A 21,106-nucleotide genomic window follows, 5' to 3' on the forward strand; every position below is an offset into this window, starting at 1 on the left:
CTTCTTGCCGGCCGCTCTGGCTTGCGCTTGGATAGTGATTCCGGCAGAGGAGATATGACCATGTTCCGCCGTCTGTTCATCGCTTCCACCCTCCTGCTCCTGGCCGCCTGCCAGAGCTACGAGATCAACCGCGATTTCGACCGCAACCGCGACTTCGCCGCCTACCGCAGCTGGAGCTGGAAGGAGCCGGCGCTGCAGTACAGCCCCGACGACCCGCGCATCAAGAGCGACCTCACCGAACAACGCATCCGCGAGGCCGTGGGCCAGCAGCTCGACCAGCGTGGCCTGCGCCCCGCCGCCAACGGCGCCGCCAGCGACCTCAAGGTGCAGAGCTGGCTGATCGTCGACGATCGCCAGCAGCAGGTCACCACCGGCTACGGCGGCTACTGGGGCGGTTACTGGGGCAACTACTGGGGCGGCCCGGCCATGACCGAGACCCGCACCTACGACTACAAGGTCGCCACCATCCAGATCGACCTCTTAGACGGCAAGGACGGCAAGCTGGTCTGGCGCGGCAGCGCCGGGCAGATAATGCGCACCGACCCGCCGACCCCGGCCGAGCGCGAAGCCGCCATCCGCGAGACCGTCGCCAAGGTCCTCGCCCAATACCCACCGCACTGACCGAGCCTCGATGAGCGCATTCGACACCGTACTCAGCCACCGTCCCGCCCAGGCCGCCGACCTCGACGAGGTCGTCGGCTTCCCCCAGGACCGCGACGAACTGTTCTTCTGCTACCCCAAGGGCATCTGGCCGCTCACCGTCGGCCAGCTCGCCGCGGTGATGGCCGAGCGCCGCGACAACACCGTGGTGCTGCTGGACGGCCGCGTCGCCGGCTTCGCCAACTTTTACCAGTGGCAGCACAACGACTTCTGCGCCCTGGGCAACCTGATGGTCGCCCCCTGGGCCCGTGGCCATGGCGTCGCCCAGTACCTGGTGGGCGTCATGGAAAACCTCGCCCGCGAGCACTACCACGCCACCCGCCTGCGCATCTCCTGCTTCAACGCCAACGCCGCCGGGCTGCTGCTCTACACCCGCCTCGGCTACCAACTCAACGGCATCGCCGAACGCCAGGCCCCGGACGGCCAGCGCGTGGCCCTGGTGCTGATGGACCGTGCACTCACCCCAGGCGACTGACCGCCAGACAAGGAACAGGGATGACCCCGCAAACCGATGAACCCACCTTCGACGGCACCCGCTGGAGCAACGCCGACAGCGACCGCATCGAGGTGGTCGACCCCAACCCCGAGTGGCCCCAGCGCTACCGCGAGGAGGCCGCCGCCATCAGCGACGCCCTGGGCATCCGCGGCCTGCGCCTGGAGCACTACGGCAGCACCTCGGTGCCCGGCCTCGCCGCCAAACCCATCATCGATATTCTCCTGCTGCCCCCGCCCGACTATGACTGGCAGCGCCTGGTCGCCCCGCTGGAAGCCCTCGGCTACCAGTTCTGGCGCGACAACCCGGCCACCGACCGCATGTTCTTCGTCAAGGGCATGCCACCCAAGGGCACAGGCCGCACCCACCACGTGCACGTGATGACCCAGGCCAACGCCGTGCGTCACCTGCTGTTCCGCGACCACCTGCGCGCCCACCCCGAGGACGCCGCCGAATACGCCCGGGTCAAACGCCAGCTCGCCGAGCGCCATCCCACCGACCGCGACGCCTACACCGCCGGCAAGGACGAGGTGGTCGGCGCCATCCTCGGCCGCGCCACGGCGGCCATGCATGAAGCGGGCGGGATACAGGGTGGCGATGAGGGCGGCCCGGTGAAGGGCTGAATGCGACAACACAAAGGACGTGAAGAACATGAAACCGTACTGGATATTCCTTGCAGCGCTCCCGCTGTCAGGCTGCCCCGCCTATGGGGTCTACGACCGCACCGCTGAACAACCTGTGCTCACCAGCACCTGTTACGCGGTGAAGCTGCCTTCGTTCCTGTTCGAGGCCCGTTGCGCCGACCTGAAGGCAGGCGGGCTTGGAGGGCGTGAGTTCTGCCCCGGCATCCAGGCGTTCAATCCTCCACCCCGTATCTACTCCAACGGCTTCATAGCCCCCTTTGCGTTTCCCAAGTCCTGGGCCGACTACCTGAGCGATAGGGAGAAATGGGATCAGCGGCTTCTGGAAAAGCCGCTGTTCGAAAAACAGCGGACGCTGATCGCTCCGATAGACCCGGGCACCCAGATGAAGATTTCAGGCCTCTACGACTATCCCAAGGGTGAAACCGGCCACGTCTCCATCGTCCGCGCATTGATAACCAGCGGTCCCCATGCAGGCACCAGCGTCGAGCTGACGAGCCCGGGCGACTTCAAAAGTTTGGGCCCTGCGTGGACAACTGTTCCCGACATTGGCAAATCCAACGTGGAGGTCGTGAACACCTACCTGGAGCCCTGCGAGACCCGGCCATAGCACCGTAGCCCGGGCTTCAGCCCGGGACGCTCCGCAAAGGTGAACCACGCCCGGCCGCACCCCGACCCGCTTCACGTATGATCCGGCGCCTCGGAAACAGGCGCGTGCAAGGCTCTTCGCAATGCTGGAATGGAATACCCTCAGCCTCAGGCAGCGCGCCTCGGTCATCTGCCTTCTCGGCTTCGTGCTGGCCTATGTGCAGATCACCCTGCCCTTCATCCTCGCCCTCACCGACGTAGCGGCGATGCTGCAGAGCCTCTGCGAGCTGCTGGGCTGCATCGCCCTGTTCAGCGCCCTCGCCTTCGACCCGATGATCGCCAGGGGGCAGCTGCTGCAACTGCGCCCCAGCCGCATGCCGCCCCTCTGCAAGGGCCTGTGGATAACCGTCATCCTGCTGTTCGGGCTGGGCAACCTCGTTCGGATCATCGGCGGCCCGTAGCCCGGACTTTGGTCCGGGACCGCTATCGCGCTAAAGGACGGGCTACAGCGCCATGCCACCCGACTAGATCGCGGCCAGTGCCGCGACCCGCGATGCCAGGTAGGCATTCCAGGGCACCTTCTGGAAGTTGGTCCTGGGGCTCCCGCCACCGCCGCCATGGTTGACGAAGTTGTTGCTCGGCGCCCAGTACTGGTAGATGTCGCCGCTGGCGAATTCATAGGGGAAGGCCACTTCCTGGGCGTTGCCGAGGGTGCCGCCGTGGCTCCAATAGGTGGTGCCGATCGGAACCAGGAATACGTAGCAATGACCGTTGAAGCCCCACAGCTGGCCGACCGCCGGGGACTTGGAGGCATTGGCGGGCAAGCCGGCGCCAGCGCAGACCGGGAAGGTGAAGATCATCCGCCCGCCGGCGATGGCCGCGTCGTTTTCATCGACCAGGTATTCGGTGGAGTGGTCCGGGGAGATTCCGCCCCGGTGGACCTCGGAAGGGGTCAGCGCGGTGCCGTGTACGAAGTAGCGGGCGGCGCCGGTCAGGCCCTGCTGCCAGCCGTTCTTCTGCTGGCGGATCAGGTTGCCCCGGGCGCCGGCATAGAGATAGGGAGTCATCGCGTGTCACATCCTTTTGCTGGGGGTTGATCACCCACTCGCAAGATTGCCCTGCAACGTCCACTCAAGGCGCCCCGGTCCGGGCTCACGACGATACGGCGGTGCAAAGTTCTGCCAGTGCCAACGGCCCGACAGGGCCTGCAGGAAAAGATAGGCCGCACAGCGCGTGGTGTCGCCCGCCGCTGCGCTTAGCCGACGGGCGTGAAGCGCCTTGACCGAAATGCCCGGCGATCCCGTCAGCCGGGCCGTTCACCGCGCCTGCGCATCTTTCTATGGTGAGGGTCCGCCCCCCTCCTCGACGGCCCCCCATGCACAGCCCATCGCCCTACCCGCATCTGCTGTCCCCCCTTGATCTCGGCTTCGTCCAGCTGCGCAACCGCGTGGTGATGGGCTCGATGCACACCGGGCTGGAAGACCGCCTGTGGGACTTCGGCAAGCTCGCCGCCTACTACCGCGAGCGCGCCCGGGGCGGCGTGGGGCTGATCATCACCGGCGGTTTCGCACCCAACCGCGAGGGCTGGTTGCTGCCCCTGGGCAGCAGCCTCACCAGCGGCATGGAAGTGCCCGCGCACCGGCGCCTGACCCAGGCGGTGCACGCGGAAGGTGGGCGCATCCTGCTGCAGATCCTCCACGCCGGGCGCTACGGCTATCACCCGCTGGTGGTCTCCGCCTCGCCGGTCAAATCCCCCATCAGCTGGTTCGCCCCGAGGGAGCTGAGCGAGCGCGGCATCGAGAAGACCATCCGCGCCTTCGTGCGCTGCGCGCGCCTGGCCAAGGCGGCGGCCTATGACGGCGTCGAGGTGATGGGCAGCGAGGGCTACCTGCTCAACCAGTTCCTCTGCCCACGCACCAACCAGCGCCGCGACCGCTGGGGCGGCAGCCTGGAGAACCGCATGCGCCTGGCGCTGGAGATCGTCCGGCGCATCCGCCGCATGGCCGGCGAGCGCTTCATCCTCTGCTACCGCCTGTCGCTGCTGGACCTGGTGGAAGGCGGTAACACCTGGGAGGAGGTGCGCGAGATCGCCCTCGCCCTGCAGGACGCCGGCCTCACCCTGCTCAACACCGGCATCGGCTGGCACGAATCGCGGGTGCCGACCATCGTCACCTCGGTGCCCCGTGGCGCCTTCGTCGAAGTCACCGCGCGGCTGCGCAAGGAGCTGCGCATCCCGCTGATCGCCAGCAACCGCATCAACACCCCGGAGCTGGCCGAGGCCATCGTCGCAAGCGGCCAGGCGGACCTGGTGTCCATGGCCCGCCCGCTGCTGGCCGACCCGCAGTTCGTGGCCAAGGCAGCCGCCGGCAAGGGCGACGAGATCAACACCTGCATCGCCTGCAACCAGGCCTGCCTCGACCATGCCTTCGTCAACCGCCGCGCCAGTTGCCTGGTCAACCCGCGCGCCGTGCACGAGACCGAGCTGCGCTACTCCCGCGCCCGCCAGCACAAGCGCATCGCCGTGGTCGGTGCCGGCCCGGCCGGGCTCTCCGCCGCCTGCGTGGCCGCCGAGCGCGGGCACCGGGTCACCCTGTTCGAGGCCGCCGATTTCATAGGCGGGCAGTTCAACCTGGCCCGGCGCATCCCCGGCAAGGAAGAGTTCGACGAGACCCTGCGCTACTTCCGCGTGCGCCTGCAGCGCCTGGGGGTGGAGCTGGTGCTGGGCCGGCGCATCGCCCCCGGCGAACTCAGCGGCCACTACGACGACGTGATAGTCGCCACCGGCGTACGCCCACGCCTGCCGGCCATCGACGGCATCCACCACGCCAAGGTGCTCAGCTACCTGCAGGTGCTGCAGGGCGCCTCGGTGGGCCCCCGGGTGGCGCTGATCGGTGCGGGCGGCATCGGCTTCGACCTCGCCGCCTTCCTGCTCCACGACCATGCGCCGGGCCCGGAACAATGGCTGGCGGACTGGGGCATCGACCTGGCCGCCACCACCCCCGGCGGCCTGGTGCCCGCCGAGCCGGCACGGCCGCAACGGGAAATCTGGCTGCTGCAACGCAAGCCCGGCGCACTGGGCAGCGGCCTGGGCAAGACCAGCGGCTGGGTGCACCGCGCCCACCTGGCGCGCAACGGCGTGCGGATGATGGGCGGGGTCAGCTACCAGCGCATCGACAACGACGGCCTGCACATCGAAGTGGATGGCAAGGAACAGGTGCTGCCGGTGGACAACGTGGTCATCTGCGCCGGCCAGGAGCCCCTGTGCGAGCTGCAACCGGTGCAGGGCTCCGACCACCTGCGCCTGCACCTGATCGGCGGCGCCCGCCGTGCCGGCGAGCTGGATGCCAAGCGGGCGATCAGGGAAGGCGCTGAGTTGGCGGCGCGGTTGTAGGGGCGAGTGCAACCCGGCAGCTGCTTTCGCGGATAAATCCGCTCCCACAGAGAGAACACAGCGCCCAGCCCCCTCGTAGGAGCGAGCTCTGCTCGCGAAGCCCTCCGGCAACAGGGACATTGCCGGGCGAATGGATTGGCTCTGTCTGCGTTAGCTGTTGTGGTTTTAATGCAGGCGCTCAAGCACGGTGCTTTCCGGGCACCGAAGTATTTCTGCCACCTCCACCGCATGGGTTTCGCTTCGCTCTACACCATCCTACGAAAGCCCGTGCGCACCACAGCGATGCGCTGGACGAAGAAAGGTGGGGCAGCCGCCAACGCCCCTCCAGGAGGCCGAACGCAGTCGTTGCGCCGGGGGACGAGCGGCATGGATGCCGCGAGAGGCGCGCCAGGCCATGGATGGCCCATCGCGCCGGCCCCCAGAGCAACGATGGAGTGAGGGAACCCCGGCGAAGCCGGGGCCGGATGATGGGGCAAGTTTTTTGGTTCCTTTTCAACGATTGGAAAAGGGACTCGCCCGGGTGGGCGAAACCAGAAGCACCAACAAAACTCGGCAATCAGCTGGGCTCAAATCCTCTAGCAACACTTAACGCAGACAGAGCCAATGGATTCGCCCCTACACGTCGCGCGATCGTCGGTCGGGTGCAACCCGGCGGCGCCTTTCGCGGATGAATCCGCTCCCACAAAAAGAGCCGCTCCTAGCCCCGAACGGTAGCCCGGGCTTCAGCCCGGGGCGTGCAGGCTCACAGGTCCCAGTCGGGGTTGCCCTGCAGGCGTTCGGCCAGGTGGTCGAGCAGCAGGCGCAGGGCGGTGGGCATCTGCCGGCGGGTGCCGTAGAGGGCGTAGATGCCAAGCTCCTGGGGCTCGTAACCGGGCAGCAGGTGCACCAGGGCACCGGAGCGCAACTGCTCGGCCACCGAATAGCGCGGCTGCAGGCTGATGCCCTGGTCGGCCAGGGTGGCTTCCAGCAGCACCATGGATTCGTTGGCACTGAGGCTGCCGTCCACCGACACCGCGCAAGGTTCGCCGTCGCGGAAGAAGGCCCAGAGGCTGCGGCCGAAGAAGGAGTAGGTCAGGCAGTTGTGCCGGACCAGGTCCTCGGGGGTGCGCGGCATGCCGTGGCGGGCCAGGTAGGCCGGGGTGGCACAGACGACCGAGCGGCAGGTAGCGAGCTTGCGCGCCACCAGGTTGGGGTCCAGCTGGTTGGTGATGCGCAGCGCCAGGTCGATGCGCTCCTCGATCAGGTTCACCGCCTGGCTGCTCACCAGCAGGTCGACGCTGACGCCGGGATAGGTCGCCTGGAAGCGGCCGATCTCGTGCACCAGCCAGGCCTGGGCGAAGGACTGGCTGCAGGTGATGCGCAGGCGCCCCCGGGGGGCTTCGCGGCTGTCACGCCCCAGCCCCTGCATGGCCTCGGCCAGGGCACAGACCTCGCGGCATTGCGGCAGCATCCGCTCGCCGGTGCCGGTCAGGCTCAGGCGCCGGGTGCTGCGGTGCAGCAGGCGCGCACCGGCCCAATCCTCCAGCGCGGCGAGATGGCGCGAAACCATCGCCCGGGACATTTCCAGGGCGTCGGCGGCGGCGGTCTGGCTGCCCCGCTCCACCACCTCGACGAAGACCCGCATGGCGGTTATCCGGTCCATGACACGCTCGGAATGTGCAACAAAGATGCGCGGATTATGGCGTTTTTAGCTGCACAACGAGCAACTATCCTGATGCCTTTCCATCGAGGACCCCATCATGGCCCCCATCGCTTTCCTGCGCCGCCTCCTGGCCGGCGCCACCCTGATCGCCGCCACCGGCAGCGCCCTGGCCCAGCCCCTGCAACTGCAGGTCTACAACCCCGGCGACAAGGCCGTGTTCCCGGTCACCTCGTCGCTGATCCTCGGCGAGCACGACGCCCTGCTGGTGGACGCGCAGTTCTCCAGCCACGAGGCCGACGAACTGGTGAAACGCATCCAGGCCAGCGGCAAGCGCCTGACCACCATCTTCATCAGCCACGGCGACCCGGACTTCTACTTCGGCCTGGACACCCTGTTGCGCGCCTTCCCCGAAGCCAAGGTGCTGGCCACCGCGCCGACCATCGAGCACATCCAGGCCACCAAGGACCTGAAGCTCGCCTACTGGGGCCCGATCCTCAAGGACGGCGCGCCCAAGGCCGTGGTAGTGCCGCAGCCGCTCAAGGGCGACAGCCTGGAACTGGAAGGCCAGCGCATCGACGTGATCGGCCTGGACGGCGCCGACCCGGCCCACACCGGCCTGTGGATTCCCTCCCTGCGCACCCAGTTGGGCGGCGTGCTGGTGAGCGGCAACATGCATGTGTGGACCGCCGACTCGCAGAGCGTCGAATCGCGCCGTAACTGGATCGCCGCGCTGGACCGCATCGAAGCGCTGAAGCCCGAGCAAGTGATCCCCGGCCACTACCTGGGCGAGCGCGCCGCCGGCCTCGGCGACCTGCACTTCACCCGTGACTACCTCAAGGCCCTGGAGCAGGAACTGCCCAAGGCGAAGAACGCCGCCGAGCTCACCGCCGCGATGAAGCAGCGCTACCCGGGCCTGGCCGGCGAAGCCGACCTCGAACTGAGCGCCAAGGTGCTCAAGGGCGAGATGCAGTGGCCCTGATCCACTGACGACGACAGCCACCGGCGTCGACGGCATACTGTGCGCCCGCCGAAAACCGGAGACTCACATGCCCAGCGCCTGGTGGCTGCTCGCCCTGCCCTTCATCGCCGGTGCCTTCCTGCCCTTGCAGGCCGGCATCAACGGCCTGCTGTCCAAGCAGGTGTCCAGCGTCATGGGCGCCGCGCTGATCTCCTTCCTGGTGGGCACCGTGGCGCTCTTCGTCGTGGCCGCCGTGCAGCGCGAGCTGCCCAGCTTCACGGCGCTGAAGGGGCTCACCTGGTGGCACTGGAGCGGTGGCCTGCTGGGCGCCGTGTTCATCGCCACCGCCGCCTTCGCCGGGCCGCGCATCGGCGCCATGCTGTTCATGGCCCTGGTGCTGGCCGGCCAGTTGAGCATGGCCCTGGTGCTCGACCACTACGGCTGGGCCGGCTACCGCGAAGCGCCCATCAGCCTCGGCAAGATCGCCGGCATGGCCCTGATCATTGGCGGCGTATGGATGATCCGCCGCGGCTGACGAACTGCGATAGCCATGTGCTGCTATCGCCCGAGGAACGCGATAAGCTCTGCCCATCCAGCCGTATTTGTGATCACAGCACATGACTGACGCAGAGCTGCCGCAACAACCGGAGGGTTTCGCCCTCTGGCGCGAGATCCAGGACACCCGCATCCGCACGCGCCTCGGCGGCCTCTACTACCTGCTGGCCTGGCTGCTTTCCTGGCTGTTCAGCGCAACGCCCCTGCACTACCTCGGCATCGGCCTGGCCGGCACCCTGTTCTTCGCCCTGATGCTGGCGGCGCGCATCGCCCACATCCCGCGCAAGGGCGCCGCCGAGCTGGAGCTGCTGGGCTGGCTCAACCGCCACTGGACGCTGATCCTGGCCACCTGCCTGGCCTGGGGCCTGGCCCACGCCTGGCTGCTGCTGAACCCGGACTTCAGCGATTCGCGGATCATCGCCACCCTCAGCACCATCGCCTTCAGCACCGCCATGGCCTTCAACTTCGCCATGCGCCGGGGCCGCGCCGTGGTCGCCATCCTGCTGCTCTACCTGCCGGGCCTGGTGGCCCTGGGCTTCCACCCGGAGCCGATGCGCGCCGAACTGGTGACCCTGGCCTTCTACCTCAGCTACCTGCTGCTGGCGCTGTCGCGCAGCCATCGCGAGTACCAGGGCACCCTGGAACTGGAGCTGCAACTGCTGGAACAGCGCCAGCGCCTGGACGCCCTGAGCCGCACCGATGGCCTCACCCAGCTGGGCAACCGCTACCAGTTCAACAACCTGTTCCCCGCCATGGTCGCCAGCGCCGCGCGCCAGGGGTCAGCGCTGTCCCTGGTGCTGCTGGACATCGACTTCTTCAAGCGCATCAACGACGAGCACGGCCACGCCATGGGCGACCTGTGCCTGCAGCAGTTCGCCGAACGCATGCGCGAGGTGTTCCGCCGCGACAGCGATGCGCTGCTGCGCCTGGGGGGCGAAGAGTTCGGGGTGCTGATGCCCGACACCGGGCTGAAGCAGGCGTCGAAGCTGGCCGAAGACTTCCGCCGCGACCTGGCGGCCAAGGGCCTGGTGCTCAAGGGCGAGCGCTTGCCGCTCACCGCCAGCCTCGGCGTCGGCTGCTACGACGCGCAGCGCGACGGCGATGCCGAAGCCTTCTTCAAGCGCGTCGACGACGCGCTCTACCAGGCCAAGGAAAAGGGCCGCGACCGCCTGGAAACGGCCTGACCCCTTCCTCCGGGCAGCCCGTCAGAGACGGAAGCTGCCCATCTGCCGCGCCAGGTCATCGGCCAGGCGGCTGAGCACTTGGCAATCCTCGCGGCAGGCCCGCACTTCACCGGCGGTGGCACCCGCCAGGTCGGCGATGCCCTGGACATTGCGGTTGATCTCCTCGGTGACCGACGACTGCTCTTCGGTGGCGGCCGCCACCTGGTGGTTCATGTCGCTGATCTTCTCGATCTGCTCGGTGATCGCCGACAGGGAGCTGCCGGTGCGCTGGCTGGCCTCGACACCGGTGCCGGTGGCCGACTGGCCGGCATGCATGGAGGTCACGGCCGTCTCGGCACCCGACTTCAGGCGCTGGATCATCTGCTGGATTTCGTCGGTGGACGACTGCGTGCGGCTGGCCAGGGTGCGCACCTCATCAGCCACCACGGCGAAACCACGGCCCATCTCGCCGGCGCGGGCCGCCTCGATGGCGGCGTTGAGCGCCAGCAGGTTGGTCTGCTCGGAGATGCCACGGATCACCGCCAGCACCTGGTCGATGGACGCCACCTGGGTGGCCAGTTCGGTCACCGCGCCCGCGGCGCCGCTGATCTCGCCGGACATGCGCTCGATATGACCGATGGATTCGCCCACCACCTGGCGCGCCTGCAGCGCCTCGTCGCGGGCCTGCTGCGAGCTGAGGGCGGCGTTGCCGGCGTTGCGGGCGATCTCCTGCACCGTCAGGCCCATCTCGTGCACGGCGGTGGCGACCATGTCGGTCATCTCCTGCTGCTGCACGGCGCGGCCGGCGGTGTTGTCGACCACGGTGGCCACCTGGCCCACGGCGGTACGCAGGCTCTGGCTGGTGGAGAGGACTTCGGCGATGAGGCTGCGCTGGCCTTCGAGGAAGCGGTTGAAGCCCCGGGCCAGGTCGCCCAGTTCGTCGGCGCGGTTGTCGTTCAGGCGTCGGGTCAGGTCGCCGCCGCCCCCGCCGATTTCCACCAGCGCGGAGGTCACCTGGCGAATCGGCCGCACCAGCCCACGGGCGAGGAACACCACCAGCACCAGGAACAGCAGCGCCACGCCGATGCCCACCAGGCTGGTCATCACCAGCGCCTGGCGCGCCTCGCCGTAGATCTCCGCCTCGGGCACCTCGCTCACCAGCACCCAGTCGATGGACTGCAGCGGCTGCGCCAGGGCCAGGAAGCTCTCGCCATCACGCTCGAAGGTCACGGCCTTGCCCCCGCCTTGCAGCAAGTGGCGAGCCGCATCGGCACCGGTCAGCTCCTGCAAGGTGCGGGTGTCGTTGAATTCGGACTGGGGGTGGATCTTCACCTTGCCGTCGGCGCTGGCCAGGTAGACGCGGCCGTTCTGGCCGAAGCGGAAGTTGCGGATCAGGTCGCTCATGCCGCTGAGGCTGTAGCCCAGGCCGGCGACGCCCAGGGTCTTGCCGCCGGCGGAGACGCGCTGGTTGATGAACAGGGTTGGCTGGTGGGTGCTGGCGTCGACGTCGATGTCCAGCGAGCGGTCCTTGCTGCCATCGACGAAGCCGTAGAACCAGTTGTTCTCCTGGGGGCCGCGGGTCAGCGTGCGGTTCAGGCCCTTGTCGGTGTAGTAGTTGCCCGAATCCAGCCCCACCAGGAAGGTGGTCAGCGCCTTCTGCTGGCCCTGCACGCCCGACAGGTAGCGGACGAAGTCCGGCTGCCGCGCGGCGTCCTCGCCGGCGCTGAGCCAGTCATGCACCAGGCTGTTCTGGGCGATGCCCTGGGCCGCGGTGAGCGGCTCGGCCAGTACCCGCTCGAGGTCGTTGCGGATCGCCAGCGTGCTTTTGGGCAAGGCTTCACCCACCAGGTAGCGGTCGGTGAGGCGGTTGACCACGGCGGAATAGATTCCGACCACGATAAGGATGCTGGCCAGCAGGGCTGCGCCCATGCTGAGGATCAGCTGCCACTGAATACTGCGTTGCCAGAGGCGCATGGAGGTGTCTCCTTGGAATTTTTATAGGGGCTCGGTGAGGACGGCGGCAGATTGTATACAGAGAATCGGACAATTAATCCGGCTGAAATGTACAAGCTGTTATCGCCCAAGGGATATCCCTACTTGAGTCCAAACTCATTCGATCACGCGGAACTCCAGACGAGCGGTAGCGCCGGCTTCGTCCAGCAGGCTCAGCTGGTGCCGGCCGAGGCCTTCGATCACCTGGTCGAAGGCGGCATCGGCGGCGCTTTCACCCAGTGGTTGGCCATCGAGGAACCACCAGCGCCGGCCACTGCCGCCGAGGGCCGAGAGGCGCACCCGCAGCGGCCCGTCACTGGCCGCCGGGCGCCGCAGCTGCCCGCCGGCGCGGAGGCCGACGATGGTCAGCGGCGCGGCCGCCGGCGGCAGGGGCGGCGGGCAGGTGGGCGAAACCGCCGGCAGCAGCGCCGAACGCCGCTCGCGCCGGGGCAACCAGGGCTCCAGCGGGGCGGGCCAGAGATCCAGGTCGCGGCGCGTGGCGCCCGGGCAGTCCGGCGCGGTGCGCAAGCCTTGGGCGTCCAGCCACAGCGGCTGGCGCAGGCCGAGGCCCAGGGGCTGGTCGGCGGCCTGCAGGGTCGGCGGCACGGTACCGTCGAGGGTCCAGGCGAAGCGCTGGCGGCGGCAGTTGGGGTCGCCCTGGGGCAGCGCCTGCCCGAGGGGCCAGCAGATGGCGGCGATGCCCACCGGGGCGGGCTTTTCATCCAGCGGCTGGGCGAGGCCGCGCTGGGCGTCGCGGTTGAGCAGCACGTCGTGCACCTGCACCAGCAAGGGCGCTGCCGAGGCCAGGCCGAACTGGCCGGGCACCGGTGTGCCGTCGGGGCGGCCGATCCATACACCGACCAGGTAGCGCGGCCCCACGCCTATGGCCCAGGCGTCGCGGAAGCCGTAGCTGGTGCCGGTTTTCACCGCCAGCGCCGGGCGCAGCGGTGGCAGCGCGTGCGGGTCACGCTCGGGCTGCGCCTGGCCGGAGAGAATGCGCCGTACGATCCAGGCTGCCCCGGGTGAGAGCAGGCGCTTTTCGCGCAGGCCGTCGTCGGGTTGCAGGCGCGGTGCAGCGGCGCGGCCCTGACGGGCGAAGGCGGCATAGGCCCCCACCAGGTCTTCCAGGCGCGCGCCGGCACCGCCGAGGATCAGCGCCAGGTTCGGCTGCGCCCCCGCCGGCAGCACCAGCGGCAGGCCGGCGCTGCGCAGTTCGCCGGCGAAGCGCTTCGGCCCGTAGGCTTCCAGCAGTTGCACGGCGGGCAGGTTGAGGGAGGTGGCCAGGGCGTCGCTGGCCGCCACCGGCCCGCTGAAACCACTGGAGAAGTTGCCGGGGCGATAGTCGCCATAACGGCGCGGCACGTCCTGCAACAGGGATTCGGAGTGGATCAGCCCGGCGTCCAGGGCCATGCCATAGAGGAAGGGCTTGAGGGTGGAACCCGGCGAGCGCAGGGCGCCGACCATGTCGACATGGCCGAAGCGGCGCGCGTCATCCATCTCCACCGAGCCCAGGTACGCGCGCACCGCCATGGTCGAGTGCTCCACCACCAGGATCGCCGCCGAGGTGCGCTCGGGCAGGCGTGCGCGCCAGCCCAGCAGCAGGTCCTCCATGCGCCGTTGCAGGGTCGCATCCAGGGTGGTGCGGATCAGCGGCGGGCTGCCCGGCCGGTTCAGCCGCCGCGACAGCAGCGGCGCCAGGTTCGGCTCCCGGCGCGGCGCCAGCAGCACCGGTTCTTCCAGGGCCTCGTCCACCGCCACCTGGGGCCAGATGCCGTAGCCGGCGAGGCGCTGCAGCACCTTGTTCCGGGCTTCGGTGGCGCGCTGGGGGTGGCGGTCCGGGCGCAGGCGGCTCGGCGCCTGGGGCAGGACCGCCAGCAAGGCGGCCTCGGCACGGGTCAGCTGGCTCGGCGGTTTGCCCAGGTAGGCCCAGCTCGCGGCAGCCACCCCCTGCAGGGTGCCGCCGAACGGCGCGCGGTCCAGGTAAAGAGTGAGAATTTCGTCCTTGGACAGGTGCCACTCCAGCTGCAGGGTGCGCCACAGCTGGCGCAGCTTGCCGGCGAAGGTGCGCGGGTGCGGGTCGAGCAGCCGCGCCACCTGCATCGACAGGGTGCTGCCACCGGACACCACGCGCCCATCGCTGAAGTTCTGCCAGGCCGCGCGCCCCAGGGCCAGCGGATTGACCCCGGGATGACGGTAGAACCAGCGGTCCTCGTAGCCGAGCAGCGCCTCCAGGTAATAGGGCGAGACCTGCTGCGGGGTGACCGGGTAGCGCCACACGCCTTCGGCATCGGCGAAGCGCCACAGCGGCGTGCCGTCCTCGGCCAGCACCACCCGTGCCTGGTCGTCCGCCGGCAGGGGCAGCGGGAACAGCCGGTCGGCGCACCACAGCAGCGCCAGGAGCAGCAACGGCAGCACAACCCAGCGGCGCTTCAGCAGGCGACGGGCACGGTGAAAGGTGGAGGGGAACGACAAGAATGAGGGCTCCGAAGTGGGACCGTGCGACAGGCCGCTTCGAGGCGACCTGATGATGGGTTTCGCTTCGCTCTACCCATCCTACGAATGAGCGGCACGTTCGCGGGAATGACGGCACCTGACCGTCACCCTCGCGAACACGAGGCCTACTCGAATAGCCTCAGCGTGCCTTGACCACCATTTCCTCCGGCGCATCGCCCAGTGCCTGCCATTGCGGGCGGTACATCGATTCCACCTGGGGCGGCGGCACGCGGTAGCGGCCGGGGGTTACGGCGCGGGCCAGGTACAGCAGGTGGGTGCGTTCGTACTCGCGGATATCCACCGCCGCGACGAAGCGATCGTCACGGAATTCCTGGTGCTTGATCGCGGCGTTCTGCATCGCTTCCTGCCACGCCTTAACCTCGCTGCTGGCGTCCTGCAGGCTGGCGGCGCTCTGCCCCAGGTTCTGGTTCTCCGGCTCCAGGCCGGCGGGCAGCAGGTCCACCACCAGGGCGTCGGGCGCGCGCATCTTGGCCTCGATGCCGATGTGCACCAGCACCAGTTGGCCGCTTTCCAGGTTGCGGATATCCAGCGGCTTGCCGTCCATGCCCAGGTACTCGCGGTGGATGGTGAAGTTCTCCCCCCCCGCCTTGGGCGCCTGGCTCGGGTAGCCGGACAGGGTCAGGCGCTGGTAGAGCGGCGCCTGGGTCTGGCTGGCCAGGGTCAGGGGTTCGGCCAGTTGCGCCTCGTCCAGCTTGAGCCCGCCCCGGTCGTTGTCCAGGGCATGACGCTGGCCGGCCACGTCCAGGCTGGCCTGCCATTGCGGCTCGGCCTTGCCCAGCAGGCTGCGGCCGGCGAGGAACAGCGCGTTGCGATCCTGGGTCGACAGCCACTGCTTGGAGGCCAGCAGGTCGGCGAGATCGAACAGCAGCGCCTCGCGGCGATCGCCGGCGAGGTCGTTTTCTTCCAGCAGGGCGAGGATCATCGCCTGGTCACGCAGGCGGCTGCCGTAGTCGTCGAGCCAGAAGGTGTCGTCGCGCTGCACGGCGAGCCCGGCGTCCAGGGCCAGGTCGGCGCGGGGCTGGTCGCCCATGGCCTTGAGGGCGACGGCCAGTTGCACCAGCGGCAGGCCGGAGCGGGAATCGGCGCGGCGCTCGTACAGGCTGCGCAGGGCCCCCAGGGGCGCCTGCTGGCTGCGGGCGAGCACGTAGCCGGCATAGGCCTGCACGGCAAAACGGCTGTGGCCGGGGTACTGGCTGTAGGAGACCTCGATCAGGCTCGGCTCCTGCAGGTAGCGCAGCAGGCGCTCGTTGGCGCGCTTCAGCGGTTCGGCGGGCACGGCGAAGCCCTGGTCACGGGCGCGCAGGAGGAAGTCGCTGACATAGGCGGTGAGCCAGTACTCCTCTTCGCTCTCCGCGCTCCACAGGCCGAAGCTGCCGTTGTAGCGCTGCATGCCCAGCAGGCGCTCGATGCCGATCTCGATGGCGCGGCGGCGTGCTTCGTCCTTCTCACCTTCGATGCCCAGGCGCGACAGGGTCGCCGCGTCCGCATAGAGCGAGGGGTAGAGGCCGCTGGTGGTCTGCTCGGCGCAGCCGTAGGGGTAGGCACGCAGGGCGCGGATCTGCTCGCCGATGTTCAGCGGCGGGCGCGAGGAGACGGCCAGCAACGCTTCACGCCCGGCCGGCTCGAAGGCGTCCAGGGTGCCGGCGGGCAGGCTCCAGCTGTCGCCCTTGAGCACGGCGCGGAAGTTCTTCACCAGCGCCGGCAAGGCCGGGCGGATGCCCAGGGTCCAGTCACGGGCGAAGGGTTGCAGGGTTTCGCCGGGCAGCTCCATGCCGTTGACCGAGACCTTGAGCCGGCCCTGCCCGTAACCGCCGAGGGCGCGCACCGGGATGCGCAGGGTGGTGCGCTGGCCGTCGGCCAGTTGCAGCGGTGCAGTCTGGCTGCCGGGGCTGTCGGACAGGCGCAGCTGGCCTTCTGCTTCCAGGCGCACATCCAGTGCCTGGGGCTTGCCGGAGAGGTTGGTCAGGTCCAGCGCCACGGTGGTTTCGTCGCCACCGGCAAGGAAGCGTGGCGCCGAGAGTTCGGCCACCAGGGGCGCGGCCACCACCGTCTTGGCTTCGGCCATGCCGTAGCGGTCGTCGCTCCAGGCCTGGGCCATCAGGCGCAGTTCGCCGTTGAAGTCGGGGATATCGAGGCTGAGCTCGCCCTCGCCCTTGTCGTCCAGGGTCAGCGGCACGCTTTGCAGCGCCACCAGGCGCACCTGGGTCTGCGGACGCTTGCCACCGGCGGCGAGGCCGGCGTCACCGCCAAAGGCGATGGAGGCCAGGCGCCCCTGCCCCGCTTCGATGAGCTGGCCATAGACGTCGAGCTGATCGGCGCCATAGGCCTTGCGCCCGAACAGCGCGGCGAAGGGGTCCGGCGTGGCGTAGTTAGTGATGTTGAGGATGCCGACATCCACCGCGGCGACCAGCACACGCACCTGGCGCGCCGGGCTGCCATCGGCGTTCCTGGCTTGCACATGCACCGCCAGGGGCTGGCTGGGGCGCATCTTCTCCGGGGCGCTGAGGGTCAGCGCCAGCTTGCGCTGGGCCCGGTCGATGGGCAGGTGCAACAGGCCGACGGCGCGGCGCGGGGTGACCCGCTCCTTGCGCTCGCCGGGGCGTACCACCAGGGCGCTGACGTACAGGTCGTGGCGCGCCCATTCGCGGGCAATGGGGATCTCGAAGGCCTTGCCCTCGGCGGGCACCTCGATGCTCTGCCACCAGAGCGGGCCGTCGGCCGACTCCACCAGCAGGTAGCCGCTGCCGGCCGCGGGCGGGGTGACGGTGACCTTGGCCACCTCGCCTTCGCCGTAGGCGGGCTTGTCCAGCGCCAGCTTGACCTGGTCGGGGCGCACCGCGCCGCCGTCGGTGTTGTCCTGCCAGCGGTAGCCGGCCCAGAAGCGCAGGCTGCTGATGACACCGCTTTGCGGGTCCTCGACCTCGACGCGGTAGGCACCCCACTCCACCGGGAAGCTGACCTTGGTGGTGCCGTTGGCGGCGACGTCGACCCGTTGCTCGTCGACGTTCAAGAACTTCTCGTTGTAGTGGTAGCTCCAGCCTTCGCCGTCGGAATAGTTCCAGTAGTAGTCACGACGCTCGCGCACCAGGCGCACCTTGAGGCCCTTGGCCTCCAGCTTGTTGCCGGCCGGGTCGGCCACCAGCAGCTCCACCTCGGCAAGGCTGTCGGTGTCGACCGCCTCACCGTCGAACAGGGTGCGCAGGCCGGGCATGCGCGGTGCCGGCCAGACCGGCTGCTGCAGGCGCCGGGTGATGGGGCGGCCGCCGGTTTCCTGCAGGCTGGCCTGGAGGGTGAGCTGCAAGGGCGAGCGGGCGCTGGCCCAGCGGCTGTCGATTTCCAGGGCACCCTTGCCGGCTTCGTCGAGGGTGGTTTCATCCAGCTCGATGTCCTGGTTCAGTTCCTCCTCGGTCACCGAGCCGAACTGATAGCCGGGCAGGCTTTCCACCGCCTCGCGCAGGGGACGGACGTAGAGCTGGCCCAGCAGGCGGTTGCCCGAGGCCGGCGCGCCGTAGAGGTAACGGCCTTCGACCTGGAAGCGCGCCGCGTCGTCCGGCGCCAGGGGCTCGTCGCTGCCCTTGAGCTCCAGGGCCAGGCGCTCGGGGAGGAAGTCCTCGACCGAGAATTCGTAGAGTTCCTTGTGGCCGTTGCCCAGGTCCATCAGCAATTGCCAGCGGCCGGTGGGGGAGTCCCCGGAGAGCGGCAACTGGTACTGGTAAAGCCCGCCTTCGTCGGGGTTCCAGACGAAGCGGCGGCTGACCTGCTCGTCCGGGCGGCGCACCTCGACCGTCACCGGCTGGCCCGCCACCGCGCGGCCGTCGCCGTCACGCAGCAGGGCGTTGAGCAGCACGGTCTCGCCGGGACGATAGAGATCACGCGGGCCGAATACGAAGAATTGCAGCGGGGTGGCCTGGGGCCCGGTGATGTCGAATTCGGAGAGGTCCAGCGAGGGGGTATCCAGGCGCAGCACGCTGGTCTGTTCGCCCTGGCGCGCCAGCAGCACGCGGGCTTCGCCCGTCAGCGGCAGCTGGATATGGCCCTGGCCATCGGTCTTGCCCTGGGCGAGGACCTGGCCCTTGTCGCCGAGCAGTTCCAGTTCGACCTCGGCCTGGGCCTTGCCGCCTTCCAGGGCCTGGGTGAAGACGTCCAGGCGATCCTGGTAGCGGTGGGCGGAGAGGCCGATGTCGCTGAGGCTGAACAGGGTCGCCGGGGTGTAGTAGCTGTAGCTGCCGGAGCGACGCATCACCGCGACATAGACGCCGGGCTGCTTCATCGGCTCGAGGCCGGCGATGGGCAGCAGCAGGGTTTCGCGGGTGTTGCGTGCCGGCTTGAGGTCGAAGCGGCCGGTGTAGACCAGGTCCGCCATCTGCAGCAGGCCGTCGGCCTCCCAGACGCCCAGGGTGCCACGGCGGCCCCATTCGGCCAGCAGCTTGGGCAGCGAATCGGCGTGCACGCGGAAGAAGTCCACGTCCACCGCGTCGACGTTGAGGGCGATCACCGGCAGCCCTTCGGCGAGGCGGGCGGGCAGCAGCGAGCCCTGGCTGGCGAAGCCGACCGTGGCCTGCAGATCACGGGTCTGCAGGTGGGTGACGCTCTCGGCGGCCAGGCGCGCGTCGTTGACCGCGCGCACGCCGGGGTCGACGGTCAGCACCAGGTTGCGCTTGGGCTCGAGGTGGCGCAGGCGCAATTCCATGAGGTTGTCGGAGAGCTCCCAGGCCCCATCCACCTTGCCGCGCTCGCTGTCCACCAGGTGCAGGCGCTCGGCGAACGGCTGCTCCGGGTCCAGGGGCACGGAGAAGGTCACGGCCAGCGTGCTGGAGCCGTCGAGCTGGGTTTCGGAGACGTCCACCACCTTGAGCTCGCGGCCGGCGAAACGCTTGGCCAGCGCCCCGACATCGGCCGGCGCGCGCTGCTCCTGGGCGGCGGCAGGCGGGGCGGGTGGCTTCTCGGCGGTGTGTTCGGGGGTGGAGGAATCGCAGGCGGCAAGAAGCCCCAGCGAGAGGGCCAGTAACAATCCTTTGTACGACGACATGGTGACTCCGGGGAGGGGACGCGCAGGTGCGCGCGCGGCAACTATAGACGAGCCCCGGCGGCCGTAAAGCCCCCTTTTTCACGCTTTTGCAACGCTATACTGCGCAGCCCTTCCGGAGCCTCAGAATGCGCGCCTTTCTCGATGCCTGGCGGCACGTTCCCACCCATCGCCGGGTCTGGGCGCTGGCCGCGCCGATGATCCTGTCCAACATCTCCGTGCCCTTGGTGGCGCTGGTGGACAGCACAGTGGTCGGCCACCTGCCCCATGCCCACCAGCTGGGCGCCGTGGCGGTGGGCAGCACCCTCTATATGCTGCTGCTCGGGGTGCTGGGCTTCCTGCGCATGGGCACTACCGGCTTCGCCGCCCAGGCCGCCGGCCGCGCCGATGGCGGCGCGCTGCGCCAGGTGCTGCTGCAGGGCCTGGGCCTGGCGCTGGGCCTGGCCTCGTTGCTGGGGTTGCTGGCGGTGCCCTTCAGCAGCCTGGCCCTGGGGCTGATGAACCCCTCGGCCGAGCTGGACGCCATGACCCGGGAATTCTTCCACCTGCGCCTGCTGGGCCTGCCGGCGGCCCTGGCCAACTACGCGCTGGTGGGCTGGTTCCTCGGTACCCAGAACGCCCGGGCGCCGCTGGCCATCCTGCTGGGCACCAACCTGACCAACATCGCCCTGGCGCTGTGGTTCGTCCTCGGGCTCGACCTGGGCGTGGCCGGCGCGGCCCAGGCGGCGGTGATCGCCGAGTGGACGGGCGCGGCCATCGGCCTGGCGCTGACCCGTGGCGCCCTGCGCCGCCACCCCGGGCGCATCGACTGGCCGGCCCTGCGCCTGTGGCGCGCCTGGCGCCCGCTGCTGACGGTGAACCGCGACATCTTCATCCGCTCCCTGGCGCTGCAACTGGTGTTCTTCCTGCTGACGGTGCAGGGCACGCGCATGGGCGACGCCACGGTGGCGGCCAACGCCCTGCTGCTCAACGGCCTGCTGGTGACCGCCTACGCCCTGGACGGGCTGGCCCATGCGGTGGAGGCCCTGTGCGGCCACGCCATCGGCGCGCGCAACCGCCTGGAACTGCGCCGCGCGCTGCTAGTGGCCGGTGTCTGGTCGTTGCTGGCGAGCCTGGCCTTCGCGCTGTTCTTCGCCGTGGCCGGGGGGCTGTTCATCGACGTGCAGAGCGACATCGGGGAGGTGCGCGCGGTCGCTCACGTCTATCTTCCTTATCTGGCGGTGCTGCCCCTGGTGGCGGTGTGGAGCTACCTGCTGGACGGCCTGTTCATCGGTGCCACCCGGGCCCGCGAGATGCGCGATGCCATGCTGCTGGCGGTGGCACTGAGCCTGCCCCTGGGGGTGCTGCTGCAGGCACAGGGGAACCATGGCCTATGGCTGGCGTTCCTTTGTTTTATGCTGTTGCGCGGCCTGAGCCTTGGCGCCTTCGCCTGGCGCCTGTCCCGAAGCGACGCCTGGTTCACGCATGAGAACTGACTGGAGGA

Annotated in this window: 15 protein-coding genes and 1 pseudogene; 10 read left to right on the forward strand and 6 right to left on the reverse strand. The window is 69.2% G+C overall.

From position 1 onward, the window contains the following. Nucleotides 1-60: 60 nt before the first annotated feature. The 5 genes from PI990_RS27940 (at nucleotide 61) to PI990_RS27960 (ending at nucleotide 2,843) form a co-directional block, all read left to right on the forward strand. Nucleotides 61-621: a DUF4136 domain-containing protein gene (locus PI990_RS27940; RefSeq protein ID WP_184492038.1), complete on the forward strand. Its 561-nt coding sequence runs from the start codon at nucleotides 61-63 to the stop codon at nucleotides 619-621. Between the two features lie 10 nt (nucleotides 622-631). After that, nucleotides 632-1,135 (forward strand): GNAT family N-acetyltransferase, encoded by a 504-nt coding sequence (locus PI990_RS27945; protein ID WP_021219714.1) that lies wholly within the window; start codon nucleotides 632-634, stop codon nucleotides 1,133-1,135. Between the two features lie 20 nt (nucleotides 1,136-1,155). Next, on the forward strand, nucleotides 1,156-1,776 hold the full coding sequence (locus PI990_RS27950; RefSeq protein ID WP_271659119.1) for a GrpB family protein: 621 nt from the start codon (nucleotides 1,156-1,158) through the stop codon (nucleotides 1,774-1,776). A gap of 28 nt (nucleotides 1,777-1,804) precedes the next feature. Beyond that, nucleotides 1,805-2,404: a hypothetical protein gene (locus PI990_RS27955; RefSeq protein WP_271659120.1), complete on the forward strand. Its 600-nt coding sequence runs from the start codon at nucleotides 1,805-1,807 to the stop codon at nucleotides 2,402-2,404. A 121-nt stretch (nucleotides 2,405-2,525) separates the two neighbouring features. Next, a complete protein-coding gene (locus PI990_RS27960; RefSeq protein ID WP_271659121.1) occupies nucleotides 2,526-2,843 on the forward strand; it encodes a hypothetical protein in 318 nt (105 codons plus the stop codon). 63 nt (nucleotides 2,844-2,906) lie between these two features. Here the strand turns inward: PI990_RS27960 and PI990_RS27965 are convergent, their stop codons facing one another. Beyond that, complete coding sequence (locus PI990_RS27965) at nucleotides 2,907-3,449, reverse strand: hypothetical protein (protein ID WP_271659122.1); 543 nt, start codon at nucleotides 3,447-3,449, stop codon at nucleotides 2,907-2,909. 308 nt (nucleotides 3,450-3,757) lie between these two features. Here PI990_RS27965 and PI990_RS27970 point away from each other — a divergent pair, with 308 nt between their 5' ends. Then, nucleotides 3,758-5,773: an FAD-dependent oxidoreductase gene (locus PI990_RS27970; protein WP_442969304.1), complete on the forward strand. Its 2,016-nt coding sequence runs from the start codon at nucleotides 3,758-3,760 to the stop codon at nucleotides 5,771-5,773. A gap of 742 nt (nucleotides 5,774-6,515) precedes the next feature. Here PI990_RS27970 and PI990_RS27975 read toward each other — a convergent pair. Next, complete coding sequence (locus PI990_RS27975; protein WP_271659124.1) at nucleotides 6,516-7,415, reverse strand: LysR family transcriptional regulator; 900 nt, start codon at nucleotides 7,413-7,415, stop codon at nucleotides 6,516-6,518. A gap of 97 nt (nucleotides 7,416-7,512) precedes the next feature. Between PI990_RS27975 and PI990_RS27980 the strand changes: the two genes are divergently transcribed. The 3 genes from PI990_RS27980 to PI990_RS27990 all read left to right on the forward strand — a co-directional run bounded on the left by PI990_RS27980 (nucleotide 7,513) and on the right by PI990_RS27990 (nucleotide 10,112). Then, entirely contained in the window at nucleotides 7,513-8,394 is an 882-nt protein-coding gene (locus PI990_RS27980; RefSeq protein WP_271659125.1) for an MBL fold metallo-hydrolase, read from the forward strand. Nucleotides 8,395-8,461: 67 nt separating this feature from the next. Continuing rightward, nucleotides 8,462-8,908, forward strand: a complete 447-nt coding sequence (locus PI990_RS27985) for a DMT family transporter (RefSeq protein ID WP_263404504.1) — start codon at nucleotides 8,462-8,464, stop codon at nucleotides 8,906-8,908. An 82-nt stretch (nucleotides 8,909-8,990) separates the two neighbouring features. Next, complete coding sequence (locus PI990_RS27990; protein ID WP_271659126.1) at nucleotides 8,991-10,112, forward strand: GGDEF domain-containing protein; 1,122 nt, start codon at nucleotides 8,991-8,993, stop codon at nucleotides 10,110-10,112. A gap of 21 nt (nucleotides 10,113-10,133) precedes the next feature. Here the strand turns inward: PI990_RS27990 and PI990_RS31665 are convergent, their stop codons facing one another. The 4 genes and pseudogenes from PI990_RS31665 to PI990_RS28005 form a co-directional block, all read right to left on the reverse strand. Continuing rightward, on the reverse strand, nucleotides 10,134-10,871 hold the full coding sequence (locus PI990_RS31665) for a methyl-accepting chemotaxis protein (protein ID WP_442969353.1): 738 nt from the start codon (nucleotides 10,869-10,871) through the stop codon (nucleotides 10,134-10,136). Nucleotides 10,872-11,048: 177 nt separating this feature from the next. Further along, nucleotides 11,049-12,065: pseudogene (locus PI990_RS31670) on the reverse strand (cache domain-containing protein); the annotation flags it as partial. A gap of 135 nt (nucleotides 12,066-12,200) precedes the next feature. Then, nucleotides 12,201-14,516, reverse strand: a complete 2,316-nt coding sequence (pbpC, locus tag PI990_RS28000) for a peptidoglycan glycosyltransferase PbpC (RefSeq protein WP_442969354.1) — start codon at nucleotides 14,514-14,516, stop codon at nucleotides 12,201-12,203. Nucleotides 14,517-14,715: 199 nt separating this feature from the next. Continuing rightward, nucleotides 14,716-19,626, reverse strand: coding sequence for an alpha-2-macroglobulin family protein (locus tag PI990_RS28005; RefSeq protein ID WP_271659128.1), 4,911 nt, complete (start codon nucleotides 19,624-19,626; stop codon nucleotides 14,716-14,718). Nucleotides 19,627-19,751: 125 nt separating this feature from the next. Between PI990_RS28005 and PI990_RS28010 the strand changes: the two genes are divergently transcribed. Continuing rightward, nucleotides 19,752-21,098, forward strand: coding sequence for an MATE family efflux transporter (locus PI990_RS28010; protein WP_271659129.1), 1,347 nt, complete (start codon nucleotides 19,752-19,754; stop codon nucleotides 21,096-21,098). Nucleotides 21,099-21,106: the final 8 nt, after the last annotated feature.

This window comes from Pseudomonas sp. TUM22785 (genome assembly GCF_028198105.1).
In the GTDB taxonomy this organism is placed as follows: domain Bacteria; phylum Pseudomonadota; class Gammaproteobacteria; order Pseudomonadales; family Pseudomonadaceae; genus Metapseudomonas; species Metapseudomonas solani.